This window comes from Sebaldella termitidis ATCC 33386, from assembly GCF_000024405.1.
GTDB classification, from domain to species: domain Bacteria; phylum Fusobacteriota; class Fusobacteriia; order Fusobacteriales; family Leptotrichiaceae; genus Sebaldella; species Sebaldella termitidis.
Genome location: NC_013517.1, coordinates 2443004 through 2461526 on the forward strand (window position 1 = coordinate 2443004; position 18523 = coordinate 2461526).

Annotated in this window: 15 protein-coding genes; all 15 read right to left on the reverse strand. The window is 33.9% G+C overall.

The window, feature by feature from the left end; genetic code table 11:
* Positions 1-98 precede the first annotated feature (98 nt).
* Positions 99-2408, reverse strand: coding sequence for an endopeptidase La (gene lon / locus STERM_RS11355; protein ID WP_012861758.1), 2310 nt, complete (start codon positions 2406-2408; stop codon positions 99-101).
* 15 nt (positions 2409-2423) lie between these two features.
* Complete coding sequence (clpX, locus tag STERM_RS11360) at positions 2424-3650, reverse strand: ATP-dependent Clp protease ATP-binding subunit ClpX (protein WP_012861759.1); 1227 nt, start codon at positions 3648-3650, stop codon at positions 2424-2426.
* A 13-nt stretch (positions 3651-3663) separates the two neighbouring features.
* Complete coding sequence (gene clpP, locus STERM_RS11365) at positions 3664-4236, reverse strand: ATP-dependent Clp endopeptidase proteolytic subunit ClpP (protein ID WP_012861760.1); 573 nt, start codon at positions 4234-4236, stop codon at positions 3664-3666.
* A 53-nt stretch (positions 4237-4289) separates the two neighbouring features.
* Positions 4290-5582 (reverse strand): trigger factor, encoded by a 1293-nt coding sequence (gene tig, locus STERM_RS11370; protein WP_012861761.1) that lies wholly within the window; start codon positions 5580-5582, stop codon positions 4290-4292.
* Between the two features lie 8 nt (positions 5583-5590).
* Complete coding sequence (gene recJ / locus STERM_RS11375) at positions 5591-7273, reverse strand: single-stranded-DNA-specific exonuclease RecJ (protein WP_012861762.1); 1683 nt, start codon at positions 7271-7273, stop codon at positions 5591-5593.
* A 4-nt stretch (positions 7274-7277) separates the two neighbouring features.
* Positions 7278-7640: a 30S ribosome-binding factor RbfA gene (gene rbfA, locus STERM_RS11380; protein ID WP_012861763.1), complete on the reverse strand. Its 363-nt coding sequence runs from the start codon at positions 7638-7640 to the stop codon at positions 7278-7280.
* A 10-nt stretch (positions 7641-7650) separates the two neighbouring features.
* The gene (infB, locus tag STERM_RS22820) at positions 7651-11001 is read right to left on the reverse strand and encodes a translation initiation factor IF-2 (protein WP_012861764.1); all 3351 of its coding nucleotides are present in this window, start codon (positions 10999-11001) and stop codon (positions 7651-7653) included.
* Entirely contained in the window at positions 10988-11509 is a 522-nt protein-coding gene (locus tag STERM_RS11390) for a DUF448 domain-containing protein (protein WP_169305403.1), read from the reverse strand. Before STERM_RS11390 ends, infB begins: the two co-directional genes overlap by 14 nt.
* A 23-nt stretch (positions 11510-11532) precedes the next feature.
* Complete coding sequence (nusA, locus tag STERM_RS11395; protein ID WP_012861766.1) at positions 11533-12609, reverse strand: transcription termination factor NusA; 1077 nt, start codon at positions 12607-12609, stop codon at positions 11533-11535.
* The gene (locus tag STERM_RS11400; protein ID WP_012861767.1) at positions 12606-13079 is read right to left on the reverse strand and encodes a ribosome maturation factor RimP; all 474 of its coding nucleotides are present in this window, start codon (positions 13077-13079) and stop codon (positions 12606-12608) included. The genes nusA and STERM_RS11400 overlap by 4 nt, the downstream gene beginning before the upstream one ends.
* Positions 13080-13392: 313 nt before the next feature.
* Positions 13393-13791, reverse strand: coding sequence for a hypothetical protein (locus STERM_RS11405; RefSeq protein WP_012861768.1), 399 nt, complete (start codon positions 13789-13791; stop codon positions 13393-13395).
* Between the two features lie 31 nt (positions 13792-13822).
* The gene (truB, locus tag STERM_RS11410; protein ID WP_049768982.1) at positions 13823-14692 is read right to left on the reverse strand and encodes a tRNA pseudouridine(55) synthase TruB; all 870 of its coding nucleotides are present in this window, start codon (positions 14690-14692) and stop codon (positions 13823-13825) included.
* A 73-nt stretch (positions 14693-14765) separates the two neighbouring features.
* Positions 14766-16262: a cardiolipin synthase gene (cls, locus tag STERM_RS11415; RefSeq protein ID WP_012861770.1), complete on the reverse strand. Its 1497-nt coding sequence runs from the start codon at positions 16260-16262 to the stop codon at positions 14766-14768.
* Entirely contained in the window at positions 16237-17730 is a 1494-nt protein-coding gene (locus STERM_RS11420; protein ID WP_012861771.1) for a sensor histidine kinase, read from the reverse strand. The genes cls and STERM_RS11420 overlap by 26 nt, the downstream gene beginning before the upstream one ends.
* A 48-nt stretch (positions 17731-17778) precedes the next feature.
* Positions 17779-18450, reverse strand: coding sequence for a response regulator transcription factor (locus STERM_RS11425; protein ID WP_012861772.1), 672 nt, complete (start codon positions 18448-18450; stop codon positions 17779-17781).
* Between the last annotated feature and the right edge of the window lie 73 nt (positions 18451-18523).

Consider the following 18523-nt stretch of genomic DNA (forward strand, 5'->3'; position numbering starts at 1 on the left):
TACCGTATCATTATCTTTTCTTCATAGAAAGTAATATTATATGATATTTAAAATAAAGTTTTCATAAGAAAAAAAGGAGTTATAAAAACTCCTTTTTCTTATTTTTTGAAAGCTATTTTTTTTACATCATCATAAACTTTTGCAAAATAAAATTTCATATCATCTTTTATTTCCTGTGGAAGTTCTTCTGTGTCTATTTTATTATCAAACGGCAGAATTACTTCTCTTATTCCCACTCTGTGTGCACCTATTACTTTTTCCTTAATACCGCCTACTGCGAGTACTTCGCCGGTTATAGTTATCTCACCGGTCATTGCTATATCCTGTCTTACTTCTTTATTAGTCAGAACAGATATAATTGCAGTTGTAATAGTTACCCCTGCTGAAGGTCCGTCTTTCGGAACAGCACCTTCTGGAAAGTGTAAATGCACATCATCCATTTCATAAAATTTGTCTTTTATTTTCAGTTTATTTTTTATTGATCTCACATAAGAGTAAGCTACTTTTGCAGATTCCTGCATAACACTTCCCAGCTTACCTGTAAGCAACAGATTACCCTTTCCTTCCATTTTTACAGCCTGAACCTCAAGAGTTGTCCCACCTACAGATGTCCATGCAAGACCGTTAACTACCCCGATCTTACTTTCTTTTTCTCTTATTTTATCAGGTCTGAATTTGGCATTTCCAAGATAATTTTTTATTTTATTTTTATTTATTACTATCTTGGCTTTTCTTTTATCCACTACTTCTTTAGCCACTTTTCTGAAAACCTTGCTTATTTCACGGCGAAGGTTTCTTACTCCGGCTTCTCTTGTATATTCATTTATTATCTTAAATATTGCCTCATCATCGAAATCTACCTTATAATCTTTAAGTCCGTTTTCTTCCTGAGTCTGAGGTATAAGATATTTTTTCGCTATATTAAGTTTTTCAAATTCAGTATAAGATTCAATGTAGATTATTTCCATTCTGTCTCTGAGAGGGCCTGGAATTCCGCCAAGATCATTTGCCGTAGTTATGAAAAACACTTTTGACAAATCAAAAGGCGCATCTACATAATGATCTTCAAATGTATTATTTTGTGCAGGATCCAAAACTTCCAGCATTGCTGATGAAGGATCCCCTCTAAAGTCAGAAGCCATTTTATCTATTTCATCAAACAGCATTACAGGATTATTAACGCCTATTTGCTTCAGGGCACTTATAATTCTCCCCGGCATTGATCCTATATATGTTCTTCTGTGTCCTCTTATTTCCGCTTCATCTCTTACACCGCCAAGGGAAATTCTTACGAATTTTCTGTCCATGGCTCTTGCTACAGAATGTGCAAGAGAGGTTTTTCCCACTCCCGGAGGTCCAACCAGACAAATAATTGAGCCTTTGAGGTTATTATTTAATTTTTTTACTGCAAGAAATTCAAGAATTCTTTCTTTTACTTCTTCAAGACCATAATGATCCTCGTTTAATATTTTTTCTGCCTTTTCTATTTCGATGCTGTCTTCTGTTGATGTTGTCCATGGTATATCCAGTATTGTTTCTACATAAGATCTTATAACAGATGCTTCTGCAGAATAGTCAGGCATTTTTTTCATTCTAGAAATTTCTTTTCTGAGCTTCTCTTTTAGTTCAATAGGAATTCCTGATTCCTCCATACGCTCTGCAAGCTCTTCCACTTCATCCTCAGAATCAGTATCATCTCCCATTTCCTCTTTCATGGCCTTAATTTTTTCTCTCAGGTAGTAATTTTTCTGTACTTCGGCCATTTGTTCCCTAACTTTATTCTCTATATCTTTTTCCAGCGAGAAAATTTCTATTTCCTTTTCAAGAATACTTAGAATTTTATACGCTCTTTGTTCTATATCAAGAATTTCAAGCAATTCCTGTTTTATTTTTGTTTCTATCAGCAGATTTGTGCATATCAGATCAAAAGCTTTGTCTATATTCTTGATCTCTTTCAGGTTATAAATAAGATCCGGAAGAATTCTTCCTGTAATTTTTGCGTAATTTTCGAATTCTTCTATTACTTTTCTTTTCAATGCTTCTGCTTTTGTTTCTTCTATTGGTTTCGAGAAAATATCTTCATAATCGGAATAAAAAATTCCGTCTTCTTCCATTACCTCTTTAATCAATACTCTGTGTTTAGCTTCTACAAGTACTTTTACATTTCCATTAGGCATTTTTACAGTCTGAAATATATGAACCAACACTCCTATACTGTATATATCTTCCGGAAAATTTGGTTCTTCCATATTGGGATCTTTCTGTGTCGACAAGATAAGCTTGTTATTATATTTGGAAATTGCTTTTTCCAAACTTGCCAGACTTGCCTCACGCCCCACAAATATCGGAGTTACTACCCCGGGAAAAACTACTAAGTCTCTAGTTGCAATAAATGGTTTTTTTATCATATTGCCTCCCAACCTTTACTCAATAATTATTTCATCTTTATTTTTTACTGCTTCTTTAGTTATTATAACTTTTTTGATGTTTTTCTTAGAAGGAATATCATACATTACATCTATCATAATCCCTTCCATAATTGATCTAAGACCTCTGGCTCCTATTTTTCTTTCAAATGCCATTTTTGCTATTTCTTCTATTGCATCCTTCTTAAATTCGAGACTTACATTCTCAAGCTCGAGATACTTCTTATACTGTTTTACCAGCGAATTTTTCGGTTCTGTTAATATTTTTACCAAAGCTTCCTCATCCAGTCCGCTGAGAGCTGTTATTATCGGTACTCTGCCTACCAGCTCAGGTATAAGACCAAACTTGATGAGATCTTCCGGAAGTACATTTTTGAAGATAGTAAGCGAATCAAGTTTTTCTCTGGTATGATCCACACCAAAACCTACTCTTTTTATATTCAGTCTGTTTTCTATTTTTTCTTCAAGTCCTTCAAAAGCACCGCCTACTATGAATAGAATATCCTTAGTGTCTATTTCTATCATTTCCTGATTAGGATGCTTTCTTCCTCCCTGCGGAGGAACAGAAGATACTGTTCCTTCTACTATTTTCAGCAGTGCCTGCTGAACTCCTTCACCCGAAACATCTCTTGTTATAGACATATTTTCAGATTTTCTTGCTATTTTATCTATTTCGTCTATATAGATTATTCCGTGCTGTGCTGCATTTATATCATAATCAGCAGCTTTTATGAGTTTTAACAGTACATTTTCCACATCATCGCCGACATATCCTGCTTCAGTCAGTGTAGTAGCATCGGCTATAGCAAAAGGTACGTTTAATATTCTTGCCAGTGTCTGCGCCAGTAACGTTTTACCGCTTCCTGTAGGTCCCATCAGAAGTACATTTGACTTTTGCAGCTCTATATCATCCACATTCTGAAGTTTGTGGGTTATTCTTTTATAATGGTTATATACCGAAACTGCCAGTACTTTTTTGGCTTCATCCTGACCTATAATGTAATCATCCAGCTTCTTTTTTATCTCACTAGGCTTATACAGCTTTAATCCGTGATCTTCTTCCAGATAATTATTATCATACTTCATCTCATCTTCAATCAAATCATAGCATGATTCTATACATTCATCACATATAAATACCGTATTATCGGGATTTGCAATTAATCTGTATACTTCATCCTCATACTTATCGCAAAATGAGCATTTATGTACTTTTTTATTCACTTCTTCACCTCTATTATTTTATCACTTTGTCTATCAGCCCATATTCCAACGCTTCATCTGCATTCATAAAGTTGTCTCTTTCAGTATCTGAATATATTTCCTTGATGTCTTTCCCGGTAGCTTCACTTAATATTTCATTAACCAGTGTTTTTATTCTTTCCATTTCTCTTGCCTGTATCAATACATCTGTTGCCTGTCCCTGAGCACCGCCCAAAGGCTGGTGGATCATAATTCTGGAATTAGGAAGGGAATATCTTTTTCCTTTTGTTCCCGCTGCCAGAAGTAAAGCACCCATGCTTGCCGCCTGCCCAACACATACTGTAGATACATCTGCATTTATATGCCGCATGGTATCGTATATTGCGAGACCTGATGTTATTACTCCGCCGGGACTGTTAATATAAATCGTAATATCTTTCTCACTGTCCTGTGCATCCAGAAACAGAAGCTGTGCTATTATTGAATTAGCCATATTATCTTCTACTTCCCCGCCCAGAAATATTATTCTGTCTTTCAGCAGTCTTGAATAGATATCATAACTTCTTTCTCCCCGGCCGTCGTTTTCTATTACTATCGGATTATACATATGATGTCTAGCCTCCTTAATTTATAAAGTATCATACTATCCTTATAATTTCCTTATTTTTCCTTTGCTTCTTTCATTAAAAACTCTATAGTCTTTCTTGCAATCAGGTCATACTTTATACTGTTTACAAAATTATTATAATTTCCTGCTCTTTTTGCTTCATTTACAAGCTGAGCTTTTTCCATTCCATACATAGCTGCCACTTCTTCTATTTTTTTCTCTACTTCGTCAGCTTCTGCAGCTATACTTTCTTTCTTTGATATTTCACTTATTACAAGGTCAGCTCTTACTGCTTTTGCTGCATCTTCTTTTAACGGTGCTCTCATACTTTCGATGCTCTGACCAGTCATTTCTACATATTTACCTAAGTCCATCCCCTGCATTCTTAACTGAGAATCAAACTGTCTTAATCTTTGGTCTATTTCTCTTTCTATCAATACTTCAGGTATATCTAATTCAGCATTTGCTACTATCTGCTCAAGAACTTTACTTTGAAATTCATTATCAGCTTTTGCTTTTTCAGAATTTTCAAGTCTTTCTTTTGTTTTTGCTTTTAATTCATCAACATTTTCAAAATTCTGATCTTTAGCAAATTCATCATTTAATTCAGGCTTTTCAAGTCTTTTTATGCTGTTTACCTTTACTTTGAACATAGCCGGTTTACCTGCAAGATCAGCTGAATGATATTCTTCAGGGAAAGTAACATTTACTTCTATATCTTCACCTTTTTTGTGTCCAGTTATCTGATCTTCGAAGTTATCTATGAATGACTTTGAACCTAATTTAAGGTCAAATCCTTCTGCTTTTCCTCCTGCGAATGCTTCTCCGTCTACAAAACCTTCAAAATCGATGTTTACTACATCATCAAATGCTGCCGGTTCGGCATCTTCTATTTCTTTAAGCTTCCCGTTTGTTTCTCTTAATCTTTCAAGCTCTTTTTCCAGAATCTCATCAGTGATTTCAGGAGCTGTTTTTTCAGCTTCTATTCCTTTGTATTCCCCAAGCTTGATTTCAGGCATTACCTGTATTTCACCTATTAATTCAAGCTTGTCGTCATCAACGTTGAAATCTTTTATCTTTAAATAATCTATAGGCTTTATTCCTTCTTTTTCAAGAATTCCCGGATATTCCGCTTCGATTACTTTATTTGCTATTTCTTCTTTTATATTACCCTCATAATTTTTTTCAATAACACTGTCAGGTACATGCCCTTGTCTGAAACCATCCATTTTCACATTTTTTTTCAGAGTTTTTATTGCTTCTTTTCTCATTTCTCCGATTTCTTCTTTTTCTCTAGTGATTTTCACCTCATATTTTGATCCTTCTAATTTTTTGATCTCGTACATCTTTCCTCCTAATTATATTTAAAATCTTTTAGTTTTAATTCTATAAAAAAATCATTTTTACCATATTTCAGAACCGGAGTATAAAGAATTTCTATCTTTTTACCGGAATTTTTTGTGTCTATCTTATCTCCGAGGTTGTAGCCAATTACAGGTAATTTTTTATTTCCTTTGACTACCATTCCTTTAAAATGTCTGGAGTCTACACCAAATTTAGTGTAATTTAACAGTGTTACATTATTGTCTGTAAAGTTCGGTTCCTGATTGTCAAGACCAAACGGAGACAGTTTATTTATTTCCTTCACGAGAGTTTTATTTATATTTTCTATTGATAAATATGAGTCTATAAGAAATTTTTTCTCTATATCTGATTTATTCAGTCTGTAGAGTTTGTTTTTCAGATACTTTTCTATCTGAAACAGCACTTTTTCCGTTACCAGAAATCCTGCTGCCAGATCATGCCCGCCGAATCTCTCGAATTTATGAGATATCTCTTTCAGAATATCAAATATATTCAACCCTTCCACGCTTCTGCACGAAGCCTTTCCATAACCGTTTTTTATCGATATGATTATAACAGGTATGTTATACTTTAGTGATAATCTCGAAGAAACTACACCTGTTACTCCGGAGTGCCATTTCTTGCTTTTCATAAATATATATTTAGGCTTTTCTCTCATTTTAGCTATTTTTTCTTCAATCTCGTTATAAATGTTTATCTCGAGATATCTTCTTATTTTATTCGCTCTTTTCATTTCTTCAATGATATTAAAAATTCTAAAGTCATCTTTTTCTATGTAAAAATCTACTACCATTTTTGAACTGTCTATTCTTCCCAGTGCATTCAGCATTGGAGCAATGTAAAAGCCGATGTCGCTTGTATTTATACTGTAAGCATTTAGCTTTAGGTATACTATCAGATATTCCAGCCCTTTTACCTTGGTTTTTCTGAGGTTTGCCAGTCCCTGCTTTATAATAAACCTGTTTTCATCAGTCATCGGCACTACATCTGCCACAGTTCCTATCATGACTATATCCATATAATCATGAAGTATTTTCTTACTTACTCCCAGCCTTTCATAGACAGCATCAGCCAGCTTATATGCCATGCCCGATCCTGACAGATGCTTGAAAGGATAAGTTTTACTTATTTTGGGATTTATTGTTTTTACATCCAGTTTTAGTTTGTTTGTCTGCCTGTGGTGGTCGGTTATTATTAAATCTATTCCGTTTTTAGTCAGAAGTTCTATCTCTTCAGTACTTCCAAAACTTGTATCCACTGTTATTACCAGTTTTGCATTTCTCTTTTTTATGTAATTTACAAAATGTTTGTTGATTTTTGACCCTTCATGCACCCTGTTTTGGATAAAGTAATCTATATTAATACCCAGATTTCTTAATACTATGATTAAATAAGCTGTTCCGGAAATTCCGTCCACATCATAATCACCGTAAATAAAGATTTTTTCTTTATTTTTTCTGGCAATAATGATCCTTTCGACTATTCTTTCCATATCTTCAAATAAAAATGGATCATTAATATTTTCCATTGACGGATTCAAAAACTTATCTACGTCTTCTTTATTTGTAATTCCCCTGTTCAGTAATAACTCAGTTATTAACTTATCAGTATGAAACTCCTTACTTTTACTCTGAATGTATTCGTCGTTATAATTTAATAACTCCCACCTCATAGAATCACTCGCTATCTTTTTTAGATATCTGATTAAGAATCGAAGATATTTTTACTCCGTATTCCGCAGTATTATCTATGTGTATTCTTACTTCCGGAGTATGTCTTATTGTCAGTTCCGAACCAATTGCCTTTCTAAAAAAGCCTTTTAGCTTATTCAGATCTTCTATGAGTTTTTCCTTATTTAGGTTTTCATCTATGTCTAAAATGGAAAAAAACAAATCTACATACTTTCCGTCTTTACTGAGAGTTGTCTCTTTTATGCTTACCAGTCTTCTTATTTTATCATTTTTTACCTCTGTAAGAAGTGTTGTCCCAACTATTCTTGATATTTCCTTTTCCAGTCCCTGTCTTCTTCTATCATTCATATAATCACCTTTATCTAGGAATCTCTTCCGATATGTAAGCTTCTATAAGATCTCCTTCTTTTATGTCGTTAAAATCTTTAATTCCTATTCCGCATTCCTGTCCGTTAATTACCTCTTTTGCATCATCTTTGTATCTCTTTAACGAACCGATCTCACCTTCATATAGAATTATTCCGTCTCTTAGTACTCTTATCTTAGAATCTCTTGTTACTTTCCCGTCTACAACCATAGCTCCGGCAATATTTCCTGCTCCTGTTACCTTAAAGACTTTCTGTACTTCTATTCTTCCATGGTAAATCTCTCTGAATTCAGGATCAAGAAGTCCTTTCATGGCTTTCTCTATTTCTTCTGTAATATGATAGATTACATTATAAGTTCTTATTTCTACACCAAGTTTTTCTGCTTCATTTCTTGCAGGTGTAGTAGGTCTTACATTAAATCCTATTATTATCGCATTAGAAGCCTCCGCAAGCATTACATCGCCTTCAGTGACAGCTCCTGCACTTGCCTGTATAATATTTATCATTACTTTTTCATTTGATAATTTTTCAAGAGATTCTTTTAATGCTTCTACAGAACCTTTAGAATCTGCTCTTATTATACATTTCAATTCTTTAAGCTGCTGGTCTTCCAGCTCTTTTGACAGACTTTCCAGTGATATATGCTTCTTCTTGTTTTGTTCATTCTGTTTTCTTTCTTTCAGGAAGTCTTCCACTATTTTTTTAGCCTGCTTGTCATTATTAACTACATATAAAACATCTCCGGCCTCAGGTATATTATTAAACCCGGTAATTTCCACCGGTTCAGAAAGACTTGCTTTTGTAATTCTTGCTCCTCTGTCATCCACCATTGATCTTACTCTTCCGTAAGACTCTCCGGCTACGAAGATATCACTTATTTTCAGGTTTCCTTCCTGAATCAGAATATCTGCTACAGCTCCCATTTTAGGATCAAGTCTTGATTCTATTACTACTGCTTTTGCTCTTTTCTTAGGATTTGCCTTTAATTCCAGAAGTTCTGAAGTTATAGTTATAGTTTCCAAAAGCTCATCAAGATTTGTTCTGCTCTTAGCAGAAATTTCCACAAATTCTGTCTGCCCGCCCCATTCAGGAGATACTAATCCGTATTCCAGAAGCTCCTGTTTTACCTTCATAGGATTTGCTTCAGGCTTGTCTATTTTGTTTATAGCTACTATTATAGGAACTCCGGCTTCTTTAGCATGTGATATTGCTTCTACTGTCTGTGGTTTTACACCATCATCGGCAGCTACTATCAGTATTGCTATATCCGTTACTTTTGCTCCTCTTGATCTCATTTCTGTGAACGCCTCATGACCCGGTGTATCTATAAAGGTTATTTTCTGGTTCTTCCACTTTATCTGGTAAGCTCCTATTTTCTGTGTAATTCCTCCTGCTTCGTCGTCCATTATATGTGTCTTTCTCAAAGCATCCAGAAGTGATGTTTTCCCGTGATCTACGTGTCCCATTATTGTAATTACCGGCGGTCTTACTTCAAGATCGTCTGTTTTATCTGTTATTTCAAGTTCATATTTATCCCCGTAGCTTACTTCTTCTGTTTCTTCTTTTTCTACAAGAACTTCATATTCCATAGCAACTTCTTCAGCTTCTTCGAAACTCAGTATAGCATTTGCAGTAAGAATTTTTCCCATCATGAAGAATTTTTTTATGATATCTGAAAGATTTAATCCCATTTTTTCGGCAAGTTCTTTTATAGATATCTCATCCCCAATGGTAATCATTCCGACTTTTTCTATTTCAGCTCTTACAAGATCATTTCTTTCAGCAGTTCTGTCTTTTTTCTTGAATTTTTTCTTTTTATCTTCTTTTCTGAAATCTGATCTGATATCACTAAGTTTTCTTTCTTCATCTTTTTTTCTTTTTTCTTCCTCGTATTTCTTTTTATCAAATTTTTTCTTAACAGACGGCTTTATTGTTTTTGCTTTTTTATCATCAGCTGCTGCTGGTGCTGCTGTGCTTTTTGCATTATCTTTGTTTCCTCTGTAATCATTACTTCTATTTTGTCCGTCTCTGTTCTGATTATCTCTGTTCTGCCCATAATTTCTGTTCTGTCCGTCTCTGTTTTGATTATCTCTGTTTTGTCCATAACTTCTGTTTTGTCCGTCTCTGTTTTGGTTGTAATTTCTGTTCTGCCCGTCTCTGTTTTGATTATCTCTGTTTTGTCCATAATTTCTGTTTTGTCCGTCTCTGTTTTGATTATCTCTGTTTTGTCCATAATTTCTGTTCTGTCCGTCTCTGTTTTGATTATCCCTGTTCTGCCCGTAATTTCTGTTCTGTCCGTCTCTGTTTTGATTATCTCTGTTCTGTCCGTAATTTCTGTTCTGCCCGTCTCTATTTTGATTGTAATTTCTATTTTGTCCGTCTCTGTTCTGATTATCTCTGTTCTGTCCATAATTTCTGTTTTGTCCGTCTCTGTTCTGATTATCTCTGTTCTGGTTGTAATTTCTGTTTTGCCCGTCTCTATTTTGATTATCTCTGTTCTGGTTGTAGTTTCTGTTTTGTCCGTCTCTGTTTTGATTATCTCTGTTTTGGTTGTAATTTCTGTTCTGTCCGTCTCTGTTTTGATTATCTCTATTTTGGTTGTAATTTCTGTTTTGTCCGTCTCTGTTCTGATTATCTCTATTTTGGTTGTAATTTCTGTTTTGTCCGTCTCTGTTTTGATTATCTCTGTTCTGGTTGTAATTTCTGTTTTGTCCGTCTCTGTTTTGATTATCTCTGTTCTGGTTGTAATTTCTGTTTTGTCCGTCTCTGTTTTGATTATCTCTGTTCTGGTTGTAATTTCTGTTTTGTCCGTCTCTGTTCTGATTATCTCTGTTTTGGTTGTAATTTCTGTTTTGTCCGTCTCTGTTCTGATTATCTCTGTTCTGGTTGTAATTTCTATTTTGTCCGTCTCTGTTTTGATTTAGTTTATTTTCATCATCTCTGTCATGACTGAAATTCTTATTTGGGTTATTTACTGTATTCTCCATATTTTTATTCTCAGATTTCACTGCCTTTTCTATATTATTTTTTACAGTTTTGATTTCTGTATGTTTTTCCGTTCTAGCATCTCTCGGATTTTTATTAGCTTCCACACTGTTAAAGACTATTTTTTCCTTAACTATATGATTTTCGCTTTTCGCCTTATCTTTTCCGGCGTTTATTTCTTTTTTGGAATCTATACCTGTGGTTTGAGCTTTCTTCATTTTATTTCTTATCGATTTCTCTTGTTCATCACTTAATCCTGATAAATGAGATTTCACCTCAACTCCGACTTTTTTTAGTTTATCTATAAATTCCTTATTTTCAAATCCAAGTTCTTTAGCTAACTCATGTACTCTCATCTGTCACCTCCAACTTTTTCATTATTCCTTCTATGGCTCTTTTATTCATAATCCCTACGATATTGAGATTTCTTTCAAATATTTTCTCCAGATCCTCTCTTTTTCCCGTAACTATCTTTTTCACCTTGTGCCTTTCACAAAGAGTTTCCAATTCTATCATATGATTTTTCTTTATATCTGCCGGAACTACTATTAATTTTACTCTGCCTTTTTTCATGGCTTCCATATTTTCTTCCATTCCATAAACCAGATTTTCCGAGCCTCTCATAGTTTTTAAAATATCTAAAATATCTTTATTCTTCTTTTTTAGTACATTCAGAATTTTTATCAGTTCGTCTGCTTCCACTTTTACTTTTTTATGCTTTGATAATGCATTCAGACATGCCGGATTATCACATAAGTAAAAGCCTCTGCTCTGAATCTTCTGTTTTTTGTCATAAAGATATCTGCCATCTACAGATGAAAACCTAAATAAATTTTGTTTTTCACTTCTTTTTTTGCAGATCATACACATTCTTTCGGGCATAGCACCTACTCTTCTTCCGGCTCAGAGTCATCTGGAAGTTCTGAAGTAAAGATGTCTATTTTTATGCCGCAAAGCTTTGCTGCCAATCTGGAATTCTGTCCTTTTTTCCCTATAGCCAGCGATAACTGATCACTTGCCACTTCTACTTTAGCCACCTCTTCCCCGTTATCTTCAATAATTTCCACAGAAATTACCTCTGCCGGATTTAAAGCATTTTTTACAAAATATCTTATGTCCTCATTCCACAAAACAATATCTATTTTTTCACCTTTTAGTTCATCAATTATACTTTGTATTCTCATTCCGCCTTTTCCTATACAGGCACCTTTTACATCAAGATTGGGATCATCAGAATAGATTGCTACTTTTGTTCTGCTTCCTGCTTCCCTTGCCACAGACTTTATCACTATTACACCGTCTTCTATTTCGGGAATTTCCAGATCAAAAAGCTTTCTTATCATTTCTTCCGACTTTCTTGAAATAAATGTTTTTGTGAACTTTGTTCCCTCTTCTACTTTACCGATGTATACTTTTACCCTGTCACCCTGTTTAAAAACATCGGTATCAGAAAGTTCTTTTTCGGGAATTATTGCCTCAAGACCGTTAATATCTATATAAAGGCTTCCTTTTTCATCCACTTTTCTTACTATACCTGTTACTATAGAATTTTCTTTTTCTTTAAAGTTATTATAAATATTTTGTTTTTCACATTCTCTTACTTTTTGTATTACTATCTGTTTTGCATTTTGTATTGCATTTCTCTTGAAGTCCTCGGCGTTTATCTCAAGCTCTACTACGCCTCCTACTTTTGCCCTTTTTTTAAAATTCTTCGCATCGTCAAGACTTATTTCATACTCGGGATTTTCTACCTCATCCACTATTTCTTTTCTGGAAAAGACTTTTACTTCACCTGTATCGTGATTAATCTTTACCTCTGCGTTTTCTTTTTCTCCGTAATTTTTTTTATATGCTGCAAGTAGGGCTGTTTCTACTGCTTCCAGTAATTCTTCTTTTTTTATTCCCTTTTCTTTTTCCAGTTCATCTAAAGCCTCTAAAAAGATTCTCTGATCTTTCGCTTTCATACTTCCTCCTTAAAATCCGGCATTTCATATATGAGATTTGCCTTTTTTACTTTTTCCAATGGAATATTTATAAGTGTTCCCTCTACGTCTACTACTACTTCATTGCTGATAAAGTCTACCAAATCTCCCGTCAGAACTTTTTTATCATTAACCTTACTTTTTAGAGCCAGTCGTATCTTTTTACCTTTGAATCTCAAAAAATCCTTTTCCTTTCTTAATCTTCGTTCTATCCCTGGCGTAGAAACCTCTAAAAAAAACTTGTCTTTTATAAAATCCTCTATAAGTGGATCTATTTTTTCGCTGAAACTCACACAATCCTCTATGCTTGTTACCCCGTCTACTCTCTCAATATATATTCTCAAGTAGTTATATCCTCCTTCTGGCACATATTCAAGATCGGCTAATTCCAGATTCATTTCGTCCAAATAAGAAGCTATGGTTTTTTCTATTTCTAAAAGAATCTGCTCCATTTTTTACTATCACCTCTTTATTTAAAAAGCAAAGAGTGGAATGAACCACTCTTGCATCTAAGATTATTTTTCAATAACTATAATATCATATTTTCCCTAATATTTCAAGGGTTTTATATAAAAAATATATGAGAGTATTTAAAAAAGTTATTGCTTTCTATAATAACTATCCTCACTATACTAAAAACAAAGGGTTTCAAAGTATCTTACATTGACAAGTCAGAAAACAGACAGCAGAAATATTTTTATATGATTATGAATAAAATCTGCCATTTATGTTTAGACTCTAAAAAGAAAGCCGTAACTTTTAGATTTATTCAAAAAGCTTTGATATTCTGTATCTTTCAATAAGCATAATCAGAGGTAATCCCGCCAGCACAGCTGCCATTACGAATAACCCTGATTTTATATCATCGGTAAGTGCCCGAAGTACAATAATAACTGCTAAAAATATTCCCAGAATGTCAATTATTTCATTTCCTGACACGTCATACTCTACTGTCACCCCCACCGGCTCTTTATAAATTCTGACTTCTCCTCTGTTAACAGATCTTAAAGGATTGGCTTTACTTGTCCACATTGGTTTTTTGAAGGTAAAGCTGTTCTCCTCTTCATTTATTATGCGTCCGTTATAATAAGTTATATTATTTATAATTCTATTTTTTACTTCTTCTACACTTTTTAAATCTGTTATTACTTTTTTCCCTTTCAAGCTTTTTATTCACCCCGATTATTAAATATTATCAGTTAAAATATCTGAATCTTTTCAGTATCCCGTCGGCTGATATACCTATCCCCTTATATTCCCCGTTATTATAAATGCTGTAGTATCCCACCGGAATTTCTTTATTCAGTTTTATCCCGTTTTTCATCTTAAAACATTCTTCATCTGTAACATCAAGTGCAGGATAATCGAATATCTTTTCTACGCTTAATAATACAGAATCATCTGATATTTCTTTTTCCCTGTATGCATTTTCAAGTGAAAATTTACCTATCTTTGTTCTTATCAGCTTAGTCATTGTCGCATAAGTCCCGAGCCGTCTTCCGAAATCCTGAATTACAGACCGTATATAAGTCCCGCTTCCCGCATGTATATAAAACCCTATTTTATTCCCATTTATACTTATTCTGTTTATATATTCTATATTTACAGTTTTGCTTTTACGCTCTACTTCTATTCCCTTTCTCGCAAGGTCATAGAGCTTTTTTCCGTTTATCTTGATAGCCGAGTACATCGGAGGTGTCTGTTCGTATTCTCCCTGAAAATCTTCAAGAATGTCTGTTATTTTTTCTTTATCAACCGAAATTTCACCATCATAAACCTGAGTTTTTTCTCCCGTGCAGTCATATGTATCTGTTTCATAACCCAGTTCACACTCAGCATAATATTCCTTGCTTTGTTTCAAAAGCATATCCGAAAGCTTCGTAGCATTATTGACAAGCACTATCATAAGTCCTTCCGCCAGAGGATCAAGCGTTCCAGCATGTCCTACCTTTTTCAGCTTCAGTTTATACTTAAGATTATTTATAGCTTTGAATGAGCTTATATCTTTTTCTTTGTTTAACAAAATTATTCCGTCCATTTTTCCGGCTCCCTTTTCACTTTTCATATTTTTAAATTTACCCTAAAAAATAAAATCTCTCCGAAATTCAGCTTTTATTTATTCCGGAGAGAATCATTTTTTATAATATCGGCGATAAAACTCTGAAAACAGAATCTCTCAGCCTCAAAAGAAATCCTTTTCTGTCAAGATCTTCATTTTTTATTTCTGTACAGTATTTCAAATCCTCAAAAAACTGTTCCCTTAATTTTCCTGCCATTTCTTTATTATAGTATACAGTATTTATCTCATAATTAAGTTCAAAGCTTCTGAAATCAAAGTTACAGGTTCCCATTGTTGCCAGCTTTCCATCAATTATTATATTTTTACAGTGTAAAAATCCTTTTTGATATCTGTAGATTTCCATTCCTGAATCTATTATTTCCTCAAAATAAGTTTCAGCAACCCAGAAAGGTATTTTTTTATCAGGCTTTCCTGCCATAATGATTTTTACTTTTATCCCTGAAAGTGCGGCTATTTTGAGCTGCTCGAATATACTGTCATCCGGTACAAAATAAGGACTTTCTATTAGAATTTCCTCTTTTGCCTCGGTAATCATTTTGGTATAAAGCATCTGCAATGACGACCAGATAGTATCAGGCCCGCTTGCACACAGCTGCATCAGATAATCCCCCGATGAGCTGTCCTCGATTTCCGGGATAATAAAATCAAATTTTCCGCTGCTGTTCAGCCAGTCAGAGATAAATACAGCCAGATAATGTACACACATTTCGCCGGTAATCCGTATATTTGTATCTCTCCATGATTCGAACTGTTTTCCGCCGTCTATATATTCCTGACCCAGATTCATCCCGCCGGTATGCAGTACATTCCCGTCCACTATTACCATTTTTCTGTGATTTCTATAGTTAAGTTTCAGGATATTATATCTTACATCAAGAAAATATCTATATTTTATCCCTGCTTTTTCAAGGGCTTTTTTATACTTTCTTGAAATACGGCCGAACGAACCCAGACCGTCAAATATAAGCTTTATATCTATACCTTCACTTGCTTTTTTTATCAATACATCTTTTACTCTCTCTCCGAGCTCGTCAGAACGCCATATGAAAAATTCTATATATATGCTTTCTTTGGCATTTTCCAAATCTTTTATTATACTGTCAAATGCCTCCCCGCCGTCAAAATAAAAATCGTAAGAAGTATTTAGTGTGAGATATGTGCTTCCGGTATTATAAAGAAGCTTTGCCACATCACTGTGATCCTCCATATCTCTCATATATTTATCTGTTCTCTCGACATTATCCTTGTACGAACTGAATATATCCCTCGTGTCATATTTGCTGAGCTCGTTTTTAGCCAGTTCATTTGACAGACTTACAAACATTTTATGCGGACTGTTTTCAAGCTTATTTTTCAAAATTCTTCTTCTGCGCCAGTTTACTCCTAATACCATATAAAGAATTATTCCTATTATGGGTATGAATAACACTGTAAAAATCCATGCCATTATAGAACCGGATTTTTTCCCCGAAGCCAGAATTCCTATTACAAATATCAGTACTACCACTATATAAAGGTGTTCAAACCAGCTAAATATCTCCAATGAATTCATCATCATTCCCCTCGCTATATTCTGTAAATAACAGAGTTATTTTAGTTCCTTTATTAATTTCACTTTCTACGGTAATTTCAGAATTATGTGCATCTGCTATTTTCTTTACTATTGCAAGACCAAGTCCTGTTCCCCCGGTATCTTTGGAGCGGGATTCATCCACTCTGTAAAATCTCTCAAAGATTTTGGCATGTTCCGATTTATCTATTCCTATTCCCATATCTGAAACAGATATACGGGCTTTTCCATCCTCTATATACGAATCTATTGTTATTGTAGTATTCGCAGGAGAATACTTTATTGCATTTTCTATTAGCGCCCTTATTGCCTGTTTTAACAGCGACCTGTCAATTTCAAGAATGTAATCGTCATTTTTGCCAAGTACTATATCATGATCCACAGAAAGAAGCTTACTGTCAAATGCTATCTCTTTTATGAATTTTTTCATAGGCGTTTTGGCAAGTGAAATATTCAGTCTCTCTTCTTCTCCTTTGGCAAGCATCAGTAATTTCTGCACAAGATTTTTCATATTCTCTGTTTCGTTGATTATTGCCTCTATTGATTCATCAAAGACTTCTTCGTCCGAAAGTCTTCTTTTCTTTATTATCTCAGCATAACCTTTTATTATGGCAAGAGGAGTTCTTAATTCATGCGAAGCATCAGATACGAACTTTGACTGGCTTTCAAATGACTTTTGTATTCTGTCAAGCATCTGGTTCAGTATTTTAGTAAGTTCTTCCAGTTCATCCCCAGAATTTATCACTTCTATTCTTTTGCTGAGGTCATCTGTAGATATCAGCTTTCCTGTCTGCATTACGTTATTAATGGGTCTTAATATGACTTTACTTATTTTTATACTTATAAATACAGTAATTAATATCCCCAAAACAGTAAAAAACAGGATCAGAACCCTCAGTCTGTCGAAGATTTTGTTTTCCTGACTTATATTTTTCAGAATATATATATCGAATTTTATTCCTTTTATATCCTGTGATATATTTTTATATCTGTAAATTTCATTTCTTCCGAGACTTATTGTGCTTACTTTATTTGATACCATTCCCTGAGAATGCGTTTCTATGCTTTTCATGACAGAATCTGCCGTAAGGTTTGAATTTGAATTTGCAAAATCAATATTATAAAAACTGTTTATTGCTACTTCATTATTTATACTCACAATATACAGAAGATTTTCATTTCCTGGATCAAACGGCTTCGGATATACCAGCTTTTTTCCGTCTATCTGTGTATTAAAATTCAGGGAAAGCGAGTCATATCTTTCCGAATATGATGAAATTCTGTCCAGAAATGTATGTATCTCTGTCTCCTTTTGTATCAGCTGCCGGTCTACGACGCTCAGACTCTGCTTTTTCAAAAAATAAATTGTTAATAAGTTTGATAACAAAATTAAGATAAGAAACAGCCCTGCAAAACTGACTGTTATCCTATCTTCTAATTTTATTTTTAACATGTGTACCTCGCTTAAATATAATCTACACCAATATTTACACTGTTATTTTTATTTAAAAATAAATCCCAGACCTCTTACTGTCTGTATAAATTTTCTTTCATAAGGCTTGTCTATTTTATCTCTCAGATATTTTATGTACAGATCAAGAATGTTATCATTACCTATATATTCAAATCCCCATACATTCTCAAGAATTTTATCCCTTGACAGAACTATCCCTTTATTCAGCACAAGATAATCCAAAAGCTCGAATTCTCTTTTTGATAAGCTTATTAATGTTTCTCCTCTAAATACTTCATATGTAGAGTAGTTAATTTTCAAATCCTCATATACAAATTCTTCCTGATTATTTCTTTTTTTAGTACGTCTTATCAGTGCTTTTATACGGGCTATCAATTCCTCATTTGAAAAAGGCTTTGTCATATAATCATCAGCACCGTAATCCAGTCCTACTACTTTATCACTTATTTCATCTTTTGCAGTTAACATTATGATAGGTACCTCTGAAAATTCTCTGATTCTTTTACATACTTCAATCCCGTTCATTTTAGGCAGCATAAGATCCAGAATTATTAAATCATAAGAATTATATTTTGCACTGTTCAGCCCTTCCTTCCCGTCATAGGCAAAGCTTACTTCAAATCCCTCGAACTTTAGTTCAATTTCTATAAGTCTTGATATTTTCGGATCATCTTCTATAATCAATATTTTCTCTTTCATTCCTATCACCTTTCTGTTTTTTTGTTCATTATACCATATTTTTAAAAAATATATAATAAAATGATTTCATTTT